The 19,913-nt window shown below is 51.6% G+C and carries 22 protein-coding genes; 15 read left to right on the top strand and 7 right to left on the bottom strand.

The annotated features are described in order from the left end of the window. Positions 1–379: 379 nt before the first annotated feature. The 8 genes from A0W33_RS15240 to A0W33_RS15275 all read left to right on the top strand — a co-directional run bounded on the left by A0W33_RS15240 (position 380) and on the right by A0W33_RS15275 (position 6,882). Positions 380–1,303 (top strand): M48 family metalloprotease, encoded by a 924-nt coding sequence (locus A0W33_RS15240; RefSeq protein ID WP_244888605.1) that lies wholly within the window; start codon positions 380–382, stop codon positions 1,301–1,303. Positions 1,304–1,407: 104 nt separating this feature from the next. Further along, on the top strand, positions 1,408–2,121 hold the full coding sequence (locus A0W33_RS15245; protein WP_068838983.1) for a head GIN domain-containing protein: 714 nt from the start codon (positions 1,408–1,410) through the stop codon (positions 2,119–2,121). Position 2,122: 1 nt separating this feature from the next. Then, positions 2,123–2,707, top strand: coding sequence for a hypothetical protein (locus A0W33_RS15250; RefSeq protein ID WP_068838984.1), 585 nt, complete (start codon positions 2,123–2,125; stop codon positions 2,705–2,707). 139 nt (positions 2,708–2,846) lie between these two features. Next, positions 2,847–3,068 (top strand): hypothetical protein, encoded by a 222-nt coding sequence (locus tag A0W33_RS15255; protein WP_082815263.1) that lies wholly within the window; start codon positions 2,847–2,849, stop codon positions 3,066–3,068. 53 nt (positions 3,069–3,121) lie between these two features. Continuing rightward, positions 3,122–4,033, top strand: a complete 912-nt coding sequence (locus A0W33_RS15260; protein ID WP_229802282.1) for a M28 family peptidase — start codon at positions 3,122–3,124, stop codon at positions 4,031–4,033. Between the two features lie 338 nt (positions 4,034–4,371). After that, complete coding sequence (locus A0W33_RS15265) at positions 4,372–5,133, top strand: outer membrane beta-barrel protein (RefSeq protein WP_071890067.1); 762 nt, start codon at positions 4,372–4,374, stop codon at positions 5,131–5,133. A 98-nt stretch (positions 5,134–5,231) separates the two neighbouring features. After that, positions 5,232–6,254 (top strand): SDR family NAD(P)-dependent oxidoreductase, encoded by a 1,023-nt coding sequence (locus A0W33_RS15270; RefSeq protein WP_068838986.1) that lies wholly within the window; start codon positions 5,232–5,234, stop codon positions 6,252–6,254. A 109-nt stretch (positions 6,255–6,363) separates the two neighbouring features. Next, positions 6,364–6,882, top strand: a complete 519-nt coding sequence (locus A0W33_RS15275) for an NUDIX domain-containing protein (RefSeq protein ID WP_068838987.1) — start codon at positions 6,364–6,366, stop codon at positions 6,880–6,882. A gap of 165 nt (positions 6,883–7,047) precedes the next feature. Here A0W33_RS15275 and A0W33_RS15280 read toward each other — a convergent pair whose 3' ends face one another. After that, entirely contained in the window at positions 7,048–7,740 is a 693-nt protein-coding gene (locus A0W33_RS15280) for a hypothetical protein (protein WP_068838988.1), read from the bottom strand. 43 nt (positions 7,741–7,783) lie between these two features. Then, on the bottom strand, positions 7,784–9,637 hold the full coding sequence (locus tag A0W33_RS15285) for a glycoside hydrolase family 3 protein (protein ID WP_068838989.1): 1,854 nt from the start codon (positions 9,635–9,637) through the stop codon (positions 7,784–7,786). A 190-nt stretch (positions 9,638–9,827) separates the two neighbouring features. Between A0W33_RS15285 and A0W33_RS15290 the strand changes: the two genes are divergently transcribed. The 5 genes from A0W33_RS15290 to A0W33_RS15310 all read left to right on the top strand — a co-directional run bounded on the left by A0W33_RS15290 (position 9,828) and on the right by A0W33_RS15310 (position 13,905). Continuing rightward, complete coding sequence (locus A0W33_RS15290) at positions 9,828–10,646, top strand: rhomboid family intramembrane serine protease (RefSeq protein WP_068838990.1); 819 nt, start codon at positions 9,828–9,830, stop codon at positions 10,644–10,646. Next, a complete protein-coding gene (locus tag A0W33_RS15295) occupies positions 10,643–11,434 on the top strand; it encodes a TVP38/TMEM64 family protein (RefSeq protein WP_229802280.1) in 792 nt (263 codons plus the stop codon). The genes A0W33_RS15290 and A0W33_RS15295 overlap by 4 nt, the downstream gene beginning before the upstream one ends. Positions 11,435–11,828: 394 nt before the next feature. Further along, positions 11,829–12,353 (top strand): RlpA-like double-psi beta-barrel domain-containing protein, encoded by a 525-nt coding sequence (locus A0W33_RS15300; RefSeq protein WP_139237230.1) that lies wholly within the window; start codon positions 11,829–11,831, stop codon positions 12,351–12,353. A gap of 78 nt (positions 12,354–12,431) precedes the next feature. Further along, on the top strand, positions 12,432–13,280 hold the full coding sequence (locus A0W33_RS15305) for a potassium channel family protein (protein ID WP_068838991.1): 849 nt from the start codon (positions 12,432–12,434) through the stop codon (positions 13,278–13,280). Between the two features lie 61 nt (positions 13,281–13,341). After that, entirely contained in the window at positions 13,342–13,905 is a 564-nt protein-coding gene (locus tag A0W33_RS15310; RefSeq protein ID WP_068840173.1) for an HD domain-containing protein, read from the top strand. Positions 13,906–13,971: 66 nt separating this feature from the next. Here A0W33_RS15310 and A0W33_RS15315 read toward each other — a convergent pair whose 3' ends face one another. Further along, a complete protein-coding gene (locus A0W33_RS15315) occupies positions 13,972–14,166 on the bottom strand; it encodes a hypothetical protein (RefSeq protein ID WP_068838992.1) in 195 nt (64 codons plus the stop codon). A 189-nt stretch (positions 14,167–14,355) separates the two neighbouring features. Here A0W33_RS15315 and A0W33_RS15320 point away from each other — a divergent pair, with 189 nt between their 5' ends. After that, the gene (locus A0W33_RS15320) at positions 14,356–15,327 is read left to right on the top strand and encodes a sterol desaturase family protein (protein ID WP_068838993.1); all 972 of its coding nucleotides are present in this window, start codon (positions 14,356–14,358) and stop codon (positions 15,325–15,327) included. A 107-nt stretch (positions 15,328–15,434) separates the two neighbouring features. Here A0W33_RS15320 and A0W33_RS15325 read toward each other — a convergent pair whose 3' ends face one another. Together A0W33_RS15325 and A0W33_RS15330 are read right to left on the bottom strand one after the other, a co-directional pair. After that, positions 15,435–15,869 carry a hypothetical protein gene (locus A0W33_RS15325; RefSeq protein ID WP_068838994.1) on the bottom strand — a complete coding sequence of 145 codons (435 nt, stop codon included), beginning with the start codon at positions 15,867–15,869 and terminating at the stop codon, positions 15,435–15,437. 92 nt (positions 15,870–15,961) lie between these two features. Next, a complete protein-coding gene (locus A0W33_RS15330) occupies positions 15,962–17,011 on the bottom strand; it encodes a nucleoid-associated protein (RefSeq protein WP_068838995.1) in 1,050 nt (349 codons plus the stop codon). A 281-nt stretch (positions 17,012–17,292) separates the two neighbouring features. On the opposite strand from A0W33_RS15330, the gene A0W33_RS15335 reads away from it, so the two are divergent. Then, positions 17,293–18,018 (top strand): porin family protein, encoded by a 726-nt coding sequence (locus A0W33_RS15335; RefSeq protein ID WP_071890070.1) that lies wholly within the window; start codon positions 17,293–17,295, stop codon positions 18,016–18,018. Positions 18,019–18,149: 131 nt separating this feature from the next. Here A0W33_RS15335 and A0W33_RS15340 read toward each other — a convergent pair whose 3' ends face one another. Both A0W33_RS15340 and A0W33_RS15345 read right to left on the bottom strand, forming a co-directional pair. Next, positions 18,150–18,791, bottom strand: coding sequence for a hypothetical protein (locus A0W33_RS15340; protein ID WP_068838996.1), 642 nt, complete (start codon positions 18,789–18,791; stop codon positions 18,150–18,152). Between the two features lie 308 nt (positions 18,792–19,099). Then, positions 19,100–19,813 carry a response regulator transcription factor gene (locus A0W33_RS15345; RefSeq protein WP_068838997.1) on the bottom strand — a complete coding sequence of 238 codons (714 nt, stop codon included), beginning with the start codon at positions 19,811–19,813 and terminating at the stop codon, positions 19,100–19,102. Positions 19,814–19,913: the final 100 nt, after the last annotated feature.

Below are 19,913 nucleotides of genomic sequence, written 5' to 3' on the forward strand. Positions count from 1 at the left end.
CAAAAAAACAAAATCAGGTACGATTTCCCGGCATAGCACCAAAAGCTCTTTCCATACTTCATCTAAAAACTAAAGGGAATCGACAGGACAACAGGTATTGCATAACTGTGGGGGCTCCCGCAATAAACTGTTACCCTTTGGATAGTGACACCACCAGCAACCCTAGCAAGGGCAGTACCGGTGCATCAGTTTTGAACCTGCTAAAGTGCCATTGTTCCGGCTGCCGCCATTTGCTGTTGCACAGGCCAGAAAATTGCACTGTTTTATGCGGGTTTTTCGTCCCTGTCCCGCTTTTCTGGCAAAATACTTGCTACTATACTAGAAGCAGCATCTTCTGCGTTTTTTAGGTAAAGCTGCTTCACATACAAGACTTTCCATTATGCCATACTTGAAGAAACTTACAATTGCATTGGGACTGGCCCTCGCACCGGTGCTTGGGCAGGTGGCTTCTGCCGCCTCCGTAGCGGCTCCCTCAACTACGAAAACAACTACTACCATTACTGCCAGAGATGGTGCCCGTGACATTGTACAGGAAATAATAAACGTGGTGGGCCTGAAACCGCGCTTTGAGCTTCGTGCCGCCGATATAGACAATGCCGCTGCGGTGGTTTACAACGGCGAGCGCTATATTCTGTATAGCGAGCGTTTCCTGGCCTCCATCAATAACGCTGTGCACACCGATTGGGGCGGTGTAAGTATACTGGCCCATGAAATTGGCCACCACCTGAACGGCCATACCCTGAGCAGGGCAGGAAGCAACCCTGCTGATGAACTGGAGGCGGATGAGTTCTCAGGCTTTGTGCTGCGCAAAATGGGGGCAAGTATGGCCGAGGCCCAGGCGGCCATCAACCTGCTTTCTGAGGATGAGTCTTCGCGCACGCACCCTGGCCGTAGCTACCGCTTAGCGGCCATCAGCAAAGGCTGGCGCAGTGCCAATGACCAACTGCTGGCAAGTGCCAAGGCGCCGCAGCCGGACCAGCGCATGATCGCCACAACGCCATCCCGCAAAGCCACCGCACGTGCCACCGAAACACACACAGCCGCTTCGGCCTCTTTGGACAGCCGCATGGTGTTGTCGCGGGTGGTATTTAGCAAGGCGCCGCGCGAGCAGTTTTACTTAACCAATAACATGCACCTGGTGCACGTAACCGAGCGGGGGCCGGTCATCATCGGCAAGCTGGCCAGAACCGGGAACAGGGACTTTCCCTACTACTTTGAGAGCGATTACATGAAAACCGTGTTCATTTCGGATGAAGGCGATCTGGTAAACCAGAAAGGGCAAAAAGTTGGACATTTGAGTTAAACTACCCTTCACTTAAAATAAAAGGCCACACCTGCAGCAGGTGTGGCCTTTTATTTTGTTTTTGGTATATTGCTGTCTAACCTGACCATCAAGCCCCTGAAACTATGAAATTCCTGAAACTAACCTCCCTGCTGCTTGCTACGGCGCTTCTCTCCTTTTCCTGCGATGACAATGGCTTCTGCCTCGAAGGCGAGGGCGGAACAGAGACACGCAGCCTACAGTTGGCAAACATCAGTGGGGTGGACGTATCGGGGAATGCAAAAGTATACATCTCGCGGGGCAGCCAGCAATCGGTGGAAGTACGCGGGCAGGCGAATGTGCTGGATGAGCTGGAAACAAAAGTGGAGGATGGCGTTTGGAGCGTGGAGTTTGACCGCTGTCTCCGGAACCATGAGCCGGTGGAAGTATACATTACCGTACCGGAACTGCAGCGGGCGCACGTGGGCGGCTCGGGATACATTGAGTTAAAGGATATGTTCGAGAGCCGCGCGTTTGACACAAGCGTTTCCGGGTCGGGCGATATTCTGCTGCGGGTGGCAACCGAGCGGCTGGACGCTGATATAAGCGGCTCTGGCACAATTCGTGCAGCAGGGATGGCAAACAGACAGGATGTCTCTATTTCCGGATCGGGCAAGTATAAAGCGCAGGATGCCATGTCCAGAGAGGTAAGCATAAGCATCTCGGGCTCGGGCGAGGCAGAGGTAAATGCTAGCGAGCAGTTGAATGCCGACATCAGTGGAAGTGGCCGCGTATACTATACCGGTAGCGGTAACTCCAGCGTGTCGGGCTCCGGGAAGGTAGTTAAAAACAAAGAATAGAATGACAAGAAAAATAAGCAGTTATGTGCTCGTGCTGGCGATGCTTTTGTTCGGCTTCGCCTGTAATACCAAAAATGATGTGGAGGCCTTTAAAGAGGCTGAGTATAGTCTGGCTGGTGTCGATAGCCTGGTGCTGAACGGCATTAACCTGTTAAACAAAAAGGGGCCGCAGGATTTCTCTTTCAGCGATGCCACCCGTTTGTTCTCGGCTTTCTCTAAAAACAACCTCAATGCCACCTCCACCATTGGCCTGAATGTGCAGCTGCCGGAAGGAAGTGAGGAGCGGACGATGACGGTAACTCAGCTCAAGTGGCAGTTGCTGGTAGGGGAGGAGCAAACCCTTAGCGGTATCGTAAGTGAGCCGGTGGAGCTGCGCAACGGCCTGAATACCATCACGGTAAAGTCTCCGCTACAATTTGCGGCAGATGCAGCGGGAAACACGGATCTGAACAAGCTACTCCAACTGGCCACGATGCTCAACCAGAAGGATCCTGATGCACCCAAACTAAGTCTGCAGATAAAACCCACCATCAAAACCTCAATCGGGCCAGTGGAGTTGCCCACTTACATTAAGGTAAAAGACTAAAACAAGTTAGCCAGGCACACCGCCTGGCTAACTTGTTTTAGAAACAAATTTTTGGTCGCAACTTTCGCCCTTAGCCCCCGTAGTGGCACGCCACTTGCAATACCTCCTGTGTAGATTTGAACCTCAAAAATAGCACAAGATGATACAGGCGATAGAATACGACGTACTACAGTACACTGACCTGCAGGTTTTGGTGAGCGCAGTGAAAACCTACATGCGCAACGGCTGGGTGCCGAAGGGAGAGGTGGAGCAGCATAAGAACGGCTTTTCGCAGGAGATGGAGCGCCACCCCGTAACCGCCGCTGAGCGCAAGAAGCAGCAAAGCAGGCAGAAAAGCTGGGTGCCTTGGCCGAAGATCTAAGTAGCCATACTTGGCGGTTTCGGCAGCTTATACTACCTTACAGTTTATACCTGATGATGAAAAAGACATTCGCTTTTGCTTTTATACTGGCCATGCCGCTGCTGGGCACAGCCCAGCAACTGGACAGCAAACAACTGCTGCAGGATGTGCAGACACTTTCCGCAGACTCCATGCAGGGGCGCCGCAGCGGTACAGCGGGCAGCGCCATGGCTCAGGAATACCTGCTTAAGCGCTTTAAGCAAGTGGGGCTGAAGCCTTTCGGTGATAGTTTTGAGCAGCACTTTAAGATTGACTATGAGCGGGCGCAGGTGCCTCAGGCCACAAACCTGGTGGGGTATATCCCCGGAAAGTCTGATAAGGTTATTGTGGTGACAGCGCATTACGACCATGTGGGGCAGCGCGAGAGCGAAATTTTCAACGGGGCTGATGACAATGCCTCCGGTGTTGGAGCCTTGCTCGCAGCGGCCTCCTATTTTGCCAAGCATCCTCCCAGGCACACACTGGTTTTTGCCGCCCTAGATGGCGAGGAGCTCGGATTACAGGGAGCCAACGCATTTTTGGAGAACCCGCCTGTGCCGCTCGACCGCATCCTGCTCAACGTGAACATGGACATGCTCAGCATCAACAACAAGGGAGAATTGTACGCCAGCGGCACGCACCACTACCCGAAGCTTATACCACACGTGCAGCAGGTAAAGCCGCTGCCACAGGCTAAGCTACTGCTTGGCCACGACCGCCCTGAGCAGGGACACAACGACTGGACGAACCAGTCAGATCATTTTATGTTCCACAAAAGAGGCATTCCGTATATATACTTTGGGGTAGAAGACCATCCACACTACCATAAAACCACCGATGACTTTGACCAGGTAAATCAGGCTTTTTATCCTGATGCCGCCCAATTAGTGCTTAATTTCTTAAAGCAGGTAGACACAAACCTGAAGGGGAAGTCGTTAGAGAACTAGTACATGTTTTTCCCGGCAGAAGTATGGCCGAAAGCTGTACAGCAAAATGCCCTACCGCTGAAGCGCAAGGGACGGCATTAAGACGAGGATTTGTACGCGCAGGGGTATGTTGAATGGTTGAATTTTCTTATTTTAATATTCTGATAGAATAATCTTTTATATACCATCTTTATAATAGAAAGAACGTAGAAAAGGGTAAATCCGCGGAACAGCATTTTCTTGTGCATTTTTAAGGGGTAACTACAGGCTGCTGCCATGCATGCTGTGTCCCTGTAATCCTAAGCGAAGTGTGCTGTATTCTTTAAGTTGCCTAAAAAATCATTAACCCTGTCTGGACCATGAACAGGAAGCTATATTCTTCTATTCTCCTTATATTAATTTTATGTGCATTGCCCTGGGATGCGACTGCGCAATACAGGAACAGAAGCAGGAGCCAGGCCAGCAGAATGCAGGAGCGTGGCGTGGTGGTTGTAGTTGGGGCAGGTATTGCAGCCATTAAAAGCGATATTTGCGGTAGCTGGGGTTGTAATAACTTCGGCCCTAACGCCAGTGTGGGTGCCTTATACAAAGTCACGCCTTACCTGGGTGTTAACGCCAACCTCGATTACGTTCAACTCGGTGCGGTTGAGAAAGACGTTAACCGTACCCTCAACATCGCCTTTGAATCTGAAGTAATTCAGTTTTCTGTTACCGGTGTTCTGAACCTGCTCGACAGTTATGCCGGCTCAGGAAATTACCGTTCGAGCCGGAAGCGTTTTGTGGTGCCCTATATGCGCGCCGGGATCGGGGCGGTTTACTATAGCGCCACTTCCTTTCCGGGCCAGGGCGACCTGGACGACTCTCAAACCACCTACGACCCGGAGCGGGACTATCCGGCTTTTGCAGCTGTAATTCCCTTTGGCGGCGGGCTGCGGTTTAGGGTGAATGATGAGTTCAGCATAGCACCCGAACTGATGTACCACATCACCACCACCGATTTCCTGGACAACATTGGTCCGCGGCTGGGCAATGCCGCCACAAAAGACCACTTTGGCGTGGCTGCGATCAAACTGCAGTATACGCCGGTCATCAAAAACAAACTATTCTCCCGCAAGCAGTAGCATTGCGCGGCAAACTTAACCACTCGTAACTACCGACGTAGAGGTAAAGGCAGGCGTGTGATGCGCCTGCCTTTACTTTTATGTGAGCAAACGATACAATGAAAAAGGACTCCAAAAACAAACTGTGGTGGCTGGCCGCCGGAGCTGCCACGTTGCTGGCAACCCGAGCCGCCGTGCGAAAAATGGAAGCATACGACTTCCGCAACAAAGTGGTGCTGATAACCGGCGGCGCACGCGGACTGGGGCTGGTGATGGCCCGGCAGCTGGCACAGGAGGGCGCCAGGCTGGTGCTGTGCTCCCGAAACGCAGAGCAGCTGGAGAATGCTCGCTTAGAGCTAACGGACATGGGAGCCGATGTATGGGTGCAGCCATGCGATGTAACCGTAAAGGCTGAGGTGGAGACGATGATTGCCAGAGTATCAAACGAATTCGGGCCCATCGACGTGCTGATAAACAATGCGGGTGTGATACAGGCTGGTCCGGTTACCGAGATGACGGATGTGGAGTTCGAGGAGTCCATCAACATTTACTATTGGGCGCCTATTTACACCACCATGGCCCTGCTGCCTAGTATGCGCGCGCGCGGCGGTGGCCGAATTCTGAACATTGCCTCCATCGGGGGAAAGATTGGGGTGCCGCACCTGGTGCCCTACAGCGCAGCCAAGTTTGCGCTGGTGGGTTTGTCGGAGGGGCTGCGGGCCGAGCTGATGCAGTACAACATAAGCGTAACCACGGCCACACCCGGTCTGATCCGGTCGGGGAGCCCGCGCAACGCTATTGCGAAGGGGCAGCATAAAAAGGAGTATGCCATCTTTAAAATCGTGGACTCCAACCCGCTTACCTCCATGAGCGCAGAGGCCACCGCGAGCAAAGTGCTTGATGCCCTGCGCTACGGCGATGCGTCGGTCACAACAACCATTCCGGCCAAAATAGCCTCCTTCATCCACAAGCTCTCTCCGGGCCTGATGACGGGAATCCTTGGCTTGGGCAACTCTTTCCTGCCGGGAGAGGGGGGCATTGGCAAAGCACGGGCCAGGGGCTATGAGAGCGAGACGCCGCTGTCGGAATCTTCCTTAACGGAAAGCACGCAAAAGGCCGCTATAAAAAACAATGAGTATTAAATTACGCCTACAGCAAGTATAGCCGCATCAGAATGCGAAGCTATACTTCAATTTATAAATAGAAGAAATAAACGCACTGCTGTAACCGATACAGCAGTTAAACCAACCTATGGAGATCAAGAAAAGAGAAGTAGCCTACGACGGCTTTTTTAAGATGTATAAGTTAACGGTGGAGCAGGAGGGGCAAACCTTTACCCGCGAGCAGTATGACCGGGGCACTGCCGTGGCCGCTTTGGTATTCGACACGGAAAAGCAGGAGTATGTGCTGACCCGCCAGTTCCGAATTGGGTCTGAGTCGGAGCTGGTGGAGATTGTTGCCGGTATGGTGGACGATGGCGAGGAGCCTGAGGCAAGTATGAAACGTGAGATTGAAGAGGAGATAGGGTACGAGGTAGACAAGCTAGAGTTCCTGCACCGGTTTTACTCCTCCCCGGGTGGTTCCACTGAAGACGTGCTCCTGTACTATGCCGAAGTGTCGCACCAGAAAACGAGTGGCGGCGGAAACGGAAGCGAAAACGAGCACATCGAGATTCTGTGTTTCTCTCCCGAGGAACTGGATGCGCTGCAGACACCGGATGCCAAAACCATTATAGCCCAGCAGTGGGTAAGGCTGAACAAGCGGAAATAGCCATTTGCTGCCTTGCAACGTGTTTATACTTTCCATGCTCTGGATACTCAAAGCAAGTATAACCCGGCAGAGTCACCAGCCATAATTTAAAAATCCCCTGATCTTACTCTTTTAGAAGAATGCGATCTGGGGATTTTAGATTATGGCAACTGCAATAACTAGCTGTTACTCCACTTTCTGTACCATGTTTTGCGTGTCAGCGCTGCCTTCTAAGGCAAGATATTCTGTTTGCAGAGCCCTTATCTTCAGGTTATCGGCAGTGCTTAACTGCTCCTCCACCTCGCTGCGGCGCTGGTTCAGGTTCCCGTATACATGGTCCACATAGTCCCAGTCGTCCTGTGTCCAGGAGCGGCGCTTGGCACGCACATCACCCATAAAAACAAGGTATGCTTCCCGTAAATTGCCCGCCTCAATGGCTCCTACATTTTGGTGCTCTTCCAAGAGCTGGCTTTGCCACTCCTTTACTTTAGCTGCATCCAAGGGCTGGCTTTGGCGGCGTTCCTGGCGCTCTTCCCAGCGGCTGTAACGTTCCTGCAACGCTCTATACTCCTTCTTCGATTCCTCAGACATGTTTTCGAAGTCCTTTTCCAGCTCTGCGTTCCGCGCGCGCAGTTCTTCTTTCACGCTCGGCCACTCTTTGCGGATGGCATCGTCGCCCTTTTCGGTTTGTTTGTTTAGCCAAGTTCTGAAGTCCTCCAGTTCCTCTTCTGCGGTCTCACCGGTTTTAACCACTTTAATGGTCTCTGTATCCTCTGCGTTGGTGGCTGTCGTTTCGTTGCCTTCCACCTCCCGGCTGTTCTCACAGCTCAAAAGGCCGGCGCAAAGGCAAAAAATAAGGGTATAGGGTAGTACTTTCATCTTTGTTCAATTCAGGTTGATCTATCCTATCTTCATACGTAGTTCAGGGGTTCAGGATGCTTCGCGCACCTGCCATAAACGGCTTGTCCATGTTTATGCCATCACCGACACTATAATGCTTGTTTACGGTTACAGGCAAGGTGCCGCGGGCAGGTATGCGGCCGAAAATAAGCTGTGCCGCCGCTGCCTGTGAGTGAAAATGGGACTGATAGGCCAATATAAGTGCCCGGCTTTTCTCTATTCCAGGAAACTGGTTCAAAGTATAAGCATTATCGAACAGGGTGATAACGGCTTTGTTGGAGGCTGCCAGCTGCTGCACCAGTTGTGTGGAGGCTTTGGAGTAATTGAGGTTATTGCTCGGCCGCACACTTGGCCCGTACAGCGCCACCAGCACCACATCATACTTGCGGAGCTTTTTCAGGAGCGCTTTCGTGTCGCGAGCAGTTGCCTTTCGAGAGATGTAAAAGTCGGTGGTTGCTGGTAACTGCTGCTTTACCTGCCGCTGAAAGGCCGTCACACGCCGGGCACCGATCGAAACAGTGGCTATTTTCAGCTTGCTGTCAGGGCGCAGGGGTAGTACTCTTTTCTCATTATTTAGCAGGGTGATAGCAGCCTCGGCAATGGCCCAGTTGGTCACGTCGGCGCCGGGATAGTTTAGGTCTTCTACCAGGTTCTCCAGCTTAACTGGCTTATACTTGTCTAGCCCCAGCCACTGCTTGGCCCGCAGGATTCTTTTGCAGCGCCGGTCTATTTCGGCCTGTGCTATCTCCCCACGCTCGATGGCCGCCTTCACGGCATTGATGGCCTTGGGCACACTGTTCAGGCGCTCCAGCACATCGTTACCGGCAATAAGTGCTTTGGCTTCTGCCTCTCCCGGATCAAAGTATTTGGTTACCCCTTTCATCACCATGGCATCCGTAAAGATGAGGCCCTTGTACCCAAGTTCCTCACGCAACAGGCCTGTTACAATGGGCTTCGACAGCGTAGAGGGCAGGTTGGGTGTAGGGTCGAGCTGGGGGATGTGCATGTGCGCCACCATAATGCCGCCCACGCCCTGCTCAATCAGCTCGCGAAAGGGGTAAAGTTCCAGCGAGTCCAGGCGCTCCCGGCCAAAGGGAATAATCGGCAGGTCGTGGTGAGAATCAACGTCGGTGTCGCCATGCCCCGGGAAGTGCTTGGCCACCGCCACAATGCCACCAGACTGCATGCCCTGCATGTAGGCGATGCTTTTGGCGGTTACATCCAGCCTGTTCTCTCCAAATGCCCGGGAGCCAATCACGGGGTTGTTGGGGTTGTTGTTGATGTCGGCTACCGGTGCGAAATTAATGTGCATGCCCAGGCGACGGAATTCCCTGGCCACCTCCATGCCCATCCGGTGAATCAGGCCACTATCGGAGATAGCGCCGAGCATCTGCTGGGAGGGGTAGTACATGGCCGAGTCAAGGCGCATGCCCACACCTGTTTCGGCATCCATGGCGAACCAAAGCGGCACCTTGGAGGCAGCCTGGTAGCGGTTGCTGAGCATGGCCTGCCGCACCGGTCCTCCCTGAAAAAAGATCATTCCCCCGATTTTATACTTCTCCACCAGGTGCATCACGTCTGCCTCATAGCGCTCGCCCTGGTCAGAGAATGCCTCAATTATAATCAGCTGCGCAATACGCTCCTCCGGCGACAGCGCATTAAACACTGAGTCTACCCAGTAGGAACTGCTGTCTTCCAGTGCCTCGATGAGGGAGGATGAACGCACGTAAGGCCTTCGCTGCTCTGAGGGTTCTGACTTTTGCTGGGCATGCGCCGGCTGCCGTGTATCCGCACCTTCGCAGCCAGCCAGCAGGAGTACCAGCAGGGGCAGCAGGCAAAGTTTTATAGGGGCATATAGGGTTCTTTTCCGTTGCATATGTATCTGATAACGCTTTTTTCAGGCGTATCTTGTTTTTATGTTTGATGCAGGTCCTTTATACAACCCGGGCTGTAAACCGTAAGTGGGCACCGCCAGGGCATACTCTACGTAAATCTGCTAAAGAGGTAAAGCACATACCTGCCGTTTTTGTTCATTTGCTTATCTTTAAGAAAACCAGTTGCACAGCATGTCCACCTTCACCCCCAAACAAGGCGCCTACCACCTCACCGAAAGGGAACTTCACTTTGGCTACAGTTTTCTGCCCGGATTTCTGTTTGTGGCCCTCATGTGGCTCGTTAGCCTGCTAAGCTACCTCACCGGTGCCAACCTGGGCTTTCTGGGGGTGTTGCCGCGCAGCTTTTTCGGGTTGATCGGGGTGTTCTTTGCCCCATTGATACACGGGGATCTGCTGCACTTGCTCTCCAACACGTTCCCGCTGCTGCTGCTTTCGGGCTTTATACTTTATATGCACCGCAATGTGGCCGTGAAGGTGATGGTGCTGGTGTACCTTTTAAGTGGGCTCCTGACCTGGCTCATCGGGCGGCAGTCGTACCACATCGGGGCGAGCGGCGTGGTGTACGGGTTGGCGGGTTTCCTGCTGTTTAACGGTTTTTTGCGCCAGAACCGCGGTGCCATGGCCGTTTCCTTGGCTATATTGTTCCTGTACAGCGGCCTCTTTTACGGACTGTTTCCGAACGATGAAGGCGTATCGTGGGAGGGGCACATCTCCGGGCTGGTGGCGGGCCTTGTGGCGGCTATCGCCTACGGAGAAGGCAACCCAGAGCCACAGGATAAGCCGTTGGAGCCAAGCCTGGTGCAGCGGCACATGAGCAATACCATGGGCCCTCACTACCAGCACCTGCACATCCACTACCAGGTGCGGCAACCCAGCAGGTCAGGTAGCTATACTTATAAGTACATTCCACCTGCCGCTGTTGCAGAAACGCCAACAAAGAAACAGGGCATTCCGTCTAAGGAAAGAGAACCGACGGAACAAGCGCTATGAATAAAAAGCAGCACGACATAAAGCACCGGAACCGCCCGCACAGCGATGACCCAACGCAGATGAGCACCGAAAACCTGGACCGCGACAACATTGGCACAGGCGCTGATGATGGGAAGCAAAGCAAGGTGCCTCTGATCATCACCGGGCTGATTATAGCGGCTCTGGTTGCGTCCTACTTTATTTTCCCCGGCTTTCAGCAAGGCGTGAAGGAGGCTTGGAGCGTGCTCTCAAGCGGCGATGAGCAGCGCATTTCGGATTGGGTGGGGCAGTTCGGCTTCTGGGGGCCATTCTTCATTGTCGCTGCCATGGTAGCGCAGATGTTCCTGCTCGTCATAAACGTGGTGGCGCTGATGCTGGTGGCCATCATTGCCTATGGCCCCTTCTGGGGCTCCGTTATCGCCATTTCAGCCGTGGTGGTTGCCTCCTCTATTGGCTATTGGATCGGGCACAGCCTGGGCGAAGCAGGCGTAAGCAAACTGATTGGGCGCAAATCTGAGCAGAAGATTGTTGGCTTTGTGGATGAATACGGCATCTGGGCAGTGATCATTGCCCGTATTTCGCCTTTCCTGTCGAACGACGCAGTAAGTTTTGTGGCTGGCCTGGCACGCATGGGCTATTTCAAATTCCTGTTTGCCACACTGGCGGGTATTATACCGCTAACAGTGCTGCTGGCTTGGCTTGGAGAGAATAACGACCGCCTGAAAAGCGGTTTAATCTGGGTTTCGGCCGTCAGCCTGACCCTTTTTATCGGCTACATCATCTACGATAAATACATCAAAAAAAGATAAGCACGGTGCATCATGCAGTTGCCTTCAAGCCAGCCCAAACAGCTGGCTTTTTTTCTTTTTCTGCAAGCAGGGAGGAGGCACGGGCAAAGATCTGCAGGCCGTGGAACAATCGGGGCTATTGCCAGCCGGCTAAGGAAAAGACGTGCGGGCTTTACCTTATTTCTGTACAAAACAGCCTCTCTTCAGGAGTAGGGTCCGGTGCTGTATAGGGTGTTATTTATACTTATTTATTGCAAATTAAATATTTATTATACTTAAAGTTATAACGACATTGAAATTTCTAATATAATCGCTCCAAACTCTTTAAAAGCAACTTGTGATAACCATTCAATTTATCTGTCGTAAAGGCGTGTTATTGTTTGAATAAATCGATGTTTCACGAAAAGGATTGCTTATGTTAAGGATTAAATTGCTGGCAGCTGTGGTTTCTATTGTCGTCGCCATGGTTGAAGAAATTTCCTGGTTTGAGGCAGAATCCCCCGCTCCGAAAATCGAACTACAACCAGAAGAAAAGCTCAAGGAATGGCCGCCGCTAGATGAAAAGGCCACAGCAGCAGAGACAGCAGAAGCCCCTGAACCTACCCCCACCCTCACCGTTTCTGCTTCTATTTACCACCCGGAGCCTGGCCAGACCGACAGTACCCCCTTCATTACCGCCGATGGCTCCCGCATCAACAAAAAGAACCCCGCTAAACACCGTTGGATTGCCATTTCACGAGACCTTCACTCCAAGTGGGGCGGCGACATTCAGTTTGGAGACTCCCTCTGGATAACCGGAATATCTGAGGATTTGGATGGAATGTATGTGGTGCGCGACGTAATGAACAAGCGCATAAAAAAGCAAGTGGATATACTGGTTGGCCAGAACGATGATGTGATGGGCTTCTGGGATGACGTGCAGATTGCCAAGCTGAACTAGCCTCAACAGAACGAACTACAGTTGTTGCCGTACCCAATGCAGAAAAGGTGCCCTGTGTTGCCGCGCCTGAAATAGCCTATGGGGGAAGAAGATCTGCAAAAGAAAGAAGTTAAGGAACAACTGGAGAAAGAGCGGTACGAACTGCTGGGGCGTCTGCAGGACTCGCTTGAACTGCCAATGGTGGTGCTGGGCTTTGTCTGGCTCGTGCTGCTGGTGGTGGAACTGCTCTGGGGGCTTGGCTCCGTGCTGCAACTCATCAGCAACATTATCTGGGTGCTGTTTATACTTGACTTCATCGTGAAGTTTATACTTGCCCCGCAAAAGCTGCTTTTCCTGAGGCACAATATCCTCACCACTATTTCGCTGGCGGTACCCGCGCTTCGGCTTTTCCGGATAACCCGTGCTTTTCGCCTCATCAGTACCGTGCGCGCCACCCGTGGGCTGCGGCTCGTAAAGGTGGTGGGCTCTATAAACCGGGGCATGCGCAGCCTCGGCAAAGCCATGAAGCGCCGCGCCTTTGGCTATGTGCTGGCGCTTACGCTGGTGGTGATCGTGGCCGGGGCGGCCGGTATGTATACCCTGGAGCAGGAGCATGGCCTTAAAACCTATGGCGAGGCCCTGTGGTGGACCGTCATGCTGCTGACGTCCATCGGCAGCGACTATTTCCCGGTTACGCCGGAGGGGCGGGTACTGTGCCTGCTGCTGGCCATTTACGGGTTTGCCGTTTTCGGCTACTTTACCGCCACCATCGCCACCTTCTTTATAGACAGCGATGCCGGAAGCGAGGAATCGGAAGTGGTGGGCGCCACGCAGGTAAAAGCCCTGCAGCAGGAGGTGCTTCTGCTGCGGCAGGAGTTACAGGCGTTCCTTCAGCAACAGCAAAACGCTGCGCCGCCCGCTCCCCCAACCAAACCACCGGAAGTATAAGCAAGACTTTGGCTCCTGCCGGATTATGCTTATTTTAGGCTTCCTGATAAAACTTAATGCGATGATAACTCAAGACGAAGCCAAGGCTATCCTGCAAAGTATGACCAAGGGCGAAAGCCTGTTGCGGCATGCACGCACAGTGGAACTGGTGATGCGGGCCTATGCCGAAAAGCTGGGGCAGGATGTGGAGCAGTGGGGCATAACCGGCCTGCTGCACGATGCCGATTACGAAGCATACCCCGACCAGCACCCAAACGTGATCGTGAAAATGATGCGGGAGCGAGGAGAGGAAGACATAGCCCACGCCATATCGGCGCACTACACCAAATGGGGCGTGCCTTACAACAACCTGCTCGATAGAGCGCTACTTGCCTGCGACGAACTAACGGGTTTCATTGTGGCCTGCGCCCAAGTAAGACCTGCCCGTCTGGAGGGGCTGGAGGTGAAATCAGTGGTGAAGAAGCTGGGGCAGAAAAGCTTTGCCGCCTCTGTAGACCGAGACGAGGTACGGATTGGAGCCGAAAAGTTCGAAGTGGACATGAAAGAGCACATCGGCTTTATCATCGGGGTACTGCAGCAGCACCAGGAGGAGCTACAACTGCAGCCGCAAATCACACCGGCCTGACTTCAAGTGTAAAGTAGCCTGAAGCAGAAAAGCAAAGCCAGCTCCTCGTACAGGGGCTGGCTTTGTTTATGACTGGCTGTACTCCCGCAGAATCTCAAATGCCTCCTTGTCGTTCCCGGCCTCTACCACTTCATCTATTACGAACTGCACTTCCTGGTCAGTCCAGTTTTCCTTTTCAGCCGCTTTCACAAACACATCCAATGCCGCGAAACGGGAGCCCTGTGTGGGGAGGGTGGCTTTTAGTTTTTTTCTGATGCGCATAGATTATACTTTGCACAAAGGTAAAAATCCTGCCGATATGTGCAGCAGGCTTTCTTGCTGAATGTGAGCTATAAGGGTGTCTTTTGCCCCTGATGTGGCTTTCCTGACCAACCGCTTTGTGCCAAGGCCTACTAACCCTACAACCGACCCGCCGTTTTACAGGGTATACACGCACCAAAACCAGCCGCTATGGAAAAAGAACTTTTTGCCTTTGATGATTTGAAAATGCTGGATGACCTGACGATCATGCCGTACTTTATTCCGGTGATCGTGCTGTCGGTGGTGGGGGAGTGGGCCTATGGCGTGTACAGGAAGCGGAATACCTACCACAACAAAGAATTTGCGGCTGCCCTCACCATTGGCGCTGTAAATACCCTGCTTGGTGCCGCCCTCAAAGTATGGATCTTCGCCTCGGCAATGCTGCTCTACAACATGGTGCCCTGGGCCATTCCGAGGGGCTGGCTTTCATTTGTGGTGTGCTTTGTGGCCATGGATTTCTGCCGTTACTGGGCGCACCGGGTGGCGCACGAGCAGCGTTTTTGGTGGGCAACCCACGTGACGCACCACTCCTCTGAGCGCATGAATTTCTCCGTCTCCTTCCGCACCGGCTGGACGCAGCATATCAAGTTCATCTTTTTCCTGCCGGTGCCGCTATTGGGCATCGACCCGTTCACAGTTTTTATCTGTCATCAGCTCATCGTGCTGTACCAGTTCTTTGTGCACACCGAGCTTGTGCGCCGTATGCCCTGGTTTATTGAGTATGTGTTCGTAACGCCCTCGCACCACCGCGTGCACCACGGCTCCAACCCCGGTTACATCGACAAAAACTACGGCTCTACCTTCATTATTTGGGACAGGATGTACGGGACTTTTGCACCGGAGCGCGAGCAGGTAACCTACGGCATCACTAAACCCATCACTTCGTTTAATCCGCTGTACCTGGTTTTTCATGAGTGGGTGGATATCTGGCACGATATGAAGCACGCCAAATCAGCAAAAGAAATAGTTCAGTTACTGTTTAAGCCTCCGGGGGCGGTGGTAACGGAGCATCAACGGCAAAGCCTGCAACAGGAACCAAGGCAGCGGAATGAAGCGGTGGAGCTTGAGAACGGGCAGCAGCAGCCAACTTTCTCAGAATCTAGTGCAGTTAAAGCCCTATAGCATGCAGAAGTAAATTCTAAGTATAGAGGTAGCAACCTTAAACTTTCCATAAAAGAAAAAACGCAGGGTTTTAAGGCCCTGCGTTTTTTCTTTTATGCTATTGATCTTTAATAGCTTTCCTGGTAACGGGCACTTTGGCTCGTGCTTGGGTTACTTTGTGCCTCCTTCGGCACGCCCATTTTCTCTTCGCGGCGCTGCTGGTACTGCTGGAACTGCTGCGGTGTCAGCACATCCTTCAGCTGCGAAAGCCGTGTGGTGCTGATGGTTTCCATCTGGCGCACCAGTCGGCCCGGGTTGCTTTTATGTTTTGCTTTGGCTGCCTCGGCGTGTTGCAGGCTTGTCAGGTTAATCACATACACCTTTTTTGTCTGTTCAGGCGTCAGGCGCAGGTTTTTCGTGAAACTGGCTGTCATGGCCTCGGCTTGCTGCTCGAGCGTAAGCTTGGCTTGTACTACCTTTTCCTGTTGCTGTTTGGCAGGAGCCTGGGCAAAAGCAGTGGCGGCGGCGGAAGTCAGAAGTATGGCGAAAGCTACTTTTTTCATGTCGTATAATTTATCTCCAGTGCTACCCGGCAATTATTGTTCCTAATTTAAGCAAGACCTTAAAAACAAGGCGGCTCCAGCGATAGTTTCGTTTAGCTCTCGTTGTTGAAGTATACTTTGTAAAAGTGCATATTGCGCTCCTTGTCAAACCCCCGCTCCACAAACTGCTCGCTCTGCTCAGGGTTATAGCCGCTAAATTTGATTTCAATCTGCGTGTCGAGTTTGATAAAATTGCGAAATTTGCGCTTCATGTTGCGCACCGTATTCTTGTTGATGGCAAAGTCGGTGAACCCTTCGATATCGCGCTCCTCGGCAAAGGTGGTGCTGTAGTGCATGAACCTTTCCTTCGTCTCCGGCTCGTCAATCACGCTGGAGGTAAACTCCTCCAGGTCAAAGGTCTCGCTTTTTGAGAAGTAGTCCACCGAGCGGCTGATAAACTCCACCTGCGCCTTTTTGCTGTCGGTGCGGGCAAACACCTCCTCCGAAAAATCCTTGCACAGATTCATAACGGTCTTGGTGTTGTAGTTGGTATCCTTCAGCTCCGTCACATTCAGGAAGTCCTCGCGCCAGAAAGCTGCGTCATAGCCATTCACGTCTACCATTTTAACCCGAAACCCGTCTTCTGCCTCGGTATTGTAGATCATGCAGCCCTTGTCCACGCCTTTCAGATTCACGCCGAAGTGGTAGTTCACCCTTAAATCGTCTTCCTCATCCTGAATGGTAAGGAAGGTGTCCCTGTTCTCGGATTTAAAGATGCCGATGGCTTCCACCACGTCGTCCTCCATCACGCAGTTGTCAAAATGCACCACGTACAGCTCACCGCTCTTTACTTTTGGGTGGTCTGACTGCTCGTACAGGTGGTTGAGGATGTGCACGGAATACTCCTGGAATTTCTGCGGCTCGTTGAAAATCAGTGCTGCATAGGCAAACATCTCGTTCAGGGCCAGATCCGAAGTATGGGTGAAGCGGAAAAACTCCTCCTGCTTAAACGGCGACAGAAAGTAATTCACCAGCAGGTCGTACAGCTGCTCATCGCGCAGGTCTACCAACTCCTTCGAGGCTATCACGCCCTCGTCCTTCGATTTATTTCCTACCCGGTGCACGGCAAGCCTTTTCAGGCGCACCTGTGATCTGTCTTTCATTTTATTCTCGGCTTCTGTTTAGAGGGCAAAGCTAAGAATTTAGCCGTGCAATGCCCGCCCCGAATGTAATTGTCAACTCAAAAATTTAAGTATAATGGTAGTTGTATTAACTGTATTTAAAATTTGTTTGTCATTTATTGTTCTGACTTTCAATTATATATAATAATGTAGTTGCGCCTATGTTTAACAAAAGTTCCTTTTCTGGCACGGTTTTTCCAATCTGGCCTATCAAGCAGCGCAGCTTGATTTAATTAGGGATTAACATAGAAGAGCATACTACCATGAAAAAGATTTTTTTACTTATAGCTGTCGTAATTGGCTTCGCAGCAGCCAGCGCAAATGCACAGCAACGCACAGTGCGCTACGGAAATCAAAATACCACCTATAACGCGCCCACCAGCAAGATCGGCTTTGGAATAAGAGCCGGCGTTAACCTTTCGGATTGGGACGGCGAAACAATGCAAAGCGTGCAGGATCTGGTGGATATGACCAATGGCACCGTTACCCAGCAAATGCGCACCGGCTTTCATGCGGGAGGTTATTTAAGTATACCGGTGGCACCAGGCTTTGAAATTGAGCCGGGACTGCAGTACTCACAGAAAGGTACTGTGCTGACAGGTAAAATCCCGGTGGAACAGGTGGAGTTCCTGAACACCAACGTAACGTTGACCAACAAAGCTGAGTACCTGGACCTGCCGATTTTAGCGAAAGTATACGTAGGCGAAGGCTTCCATATTTATGCCGGTCCGCAGGTGTCTTACCTGCTGTCAAACAAGATCAAAGCCGAGGCGGGTGCCTTAGGATTTAAGGCGTTGAACCAGGAGTGGGACATGAAAAGCGGTTTCCGGGAAGTAGATCTGGCGGTAACCGGCGGTTTGGGATATAAATTCGCCAGCGGCTTCAATGTGAGTGCAGGCTACGATTACGGCGTGAACTCCATCGACAAGAACGGTAGCTTCGATACGTACAACCGTGTGATCAAAGCATCAGTAGGCTTCACGTTCTAAGATTTTAAATTTTTAAAGTGTTTTGTGTTTAGGCATTGGGCTACTGCATTGCGGTAGCCCGAATGCGTTTTAAAAAGTGAAGGCCCCTATAATTCTTTAGGGGCCTTCACTTTTATTCTAGTCACTGAAATCTATGATTTCTGGCTCTTGTAAGGGAATTTCTTAGAAGAGTTGCGCATCAGCGCATTAGAAAGTGACTGTCTGCTGCTGCCTATACTTCCGGATGCCACGTAATCATATTTCCACATCAGGTCTCCCTTGGCTCCCTCATGTATGGTGATGGTGGTATTCACCGTGTTTGTTGGTCCCCAGGCACCTACCAAAAGGCCAACTGCAATTGCAGCGCCATCAGACATAGGCTTTGACATGGTTGCGTTACCCGATACGATGGCATCTACACCCAGTAGCTGGCAAATCTCGTCTTTAGATGACTTGCGCAGATCCTCATAGGTGATGCCGGCATCTGCAAGGATAGCATTCGTTTTATGTACATCCTGAAAAGTAACCGTGTAACGGTCCTTGCTCATTTGCTTCAGAAAGTAGCCGTATACATCGCTCTGCAAGCCATAGCCGTAATCACGCTGCTGCTCCTGGAGCATTTCAGCCGTCACGCCTTTAGGAAGTTTTCTGGCTTCAATCAATACATCGAAAGGCATGATAGCCACTACTTTGTGGTTCTTACTTTCCTCTTTGAATGAGGAGGCTTGGTAAATTTCTGGTCCGCAGCTGGTGAAGGCAACGCAAAGCATGACGAAGAGAAGAAGTTTTTTCATTGCAGTAAAAAGTTTAAAGGTTTGGTTTCATCTAGGGCATAACCTGACACTTCAGTAATCAGCGCTTTGCAAAAAAATGCTTGTGACGAAGCCTCCAAAGCAGGAAAATAAAGTAGCCATTTTAAGAGCCAAATATATACTAATATTCGGTCTTATAGTATGACTTTAAAAATATTTATTTTTATGGATGTTTTACCTCTTGTGAGAAGGTAACTAATTGACTAACTACCGGTTGAGGAAGTATAGTTCGGCGGCAGGTACGTTTGGGAATGGTTGTTAAAGTGGGATAATAGCTACTGCGCATAACATTAATATGGTGCTGTGTTATGAACGCACAACCTGTAGCCTTGTCCGTGAATGTTGATGATCTCTACTGCTGCATCCTCTTTCAGATACTTCCGGAGCTTGGCGATGTACACATCCATGCTTCGGGCGGTAAAGTAGCTGTCCTCATGCCAAATCTGGTGCAGGGCTTCTTCGCGTGGCAACACGTCGTTCAGGTGCAGGCAAAGCATGTGCAACAGCTCCGCTTCTTTCGGAGATAATTTCTGTTCGTGGCCCTGGCGTGCCAAAATGCGCAGTTTGGGCCGGAAAAGATACTGGCCAATTCTAAATTCGGAAGTTGCTGGCTTGCTGTTGGCGTTGTTGGCGCTGCGGTTCAGGATGGCGTGTATCTTACACAGCAGCACTTCAGAATCGAACGGTTTGGTAATGTAATCATCTGCGCCAATCTTAAAGCCCTCCAGCATGTCCTCTTTCAGCGTTTTGGCCGTCAGGAAAATGAGCGGAACGTTGGGGTTCAGCTTTTTTATCTCGCGGGCAAGCGTAAAACCATCCTTCTCCGGCATCATCACATCCAGAATGCATAGGTCGAAGGTGCCTTTGCGGAAGGCCGCGTTCCCCTTGCAGCCGTCGTTGCACAGCGTCACGTCGTAATCGTGCAGTTCGAGGTAGTCGCGCAACACAATGCCGAAGTTCGGGTCATCCTCCGCCAGCAGTATTTTTACCTTCAGTTCGGCCATGGGGTTTTAATTTTGAGTAACTGAATGATTGAGTAACTGAATGTTGAATAGTTTTTATAATGTCAGCGAGTGATACATCAAATTCAATTATGCAAAATTC

Source organism: Pontibacter akesuensis (genome assembly GCF_001611675.1).
In the GTDB taxonomy this organism is placed as follows: Bacteria; Bacteroidota; Bacteroidia; order Cytophagales; family Hymenobacteraceae; genus Pontibacter; species Pontibacter akesuensis.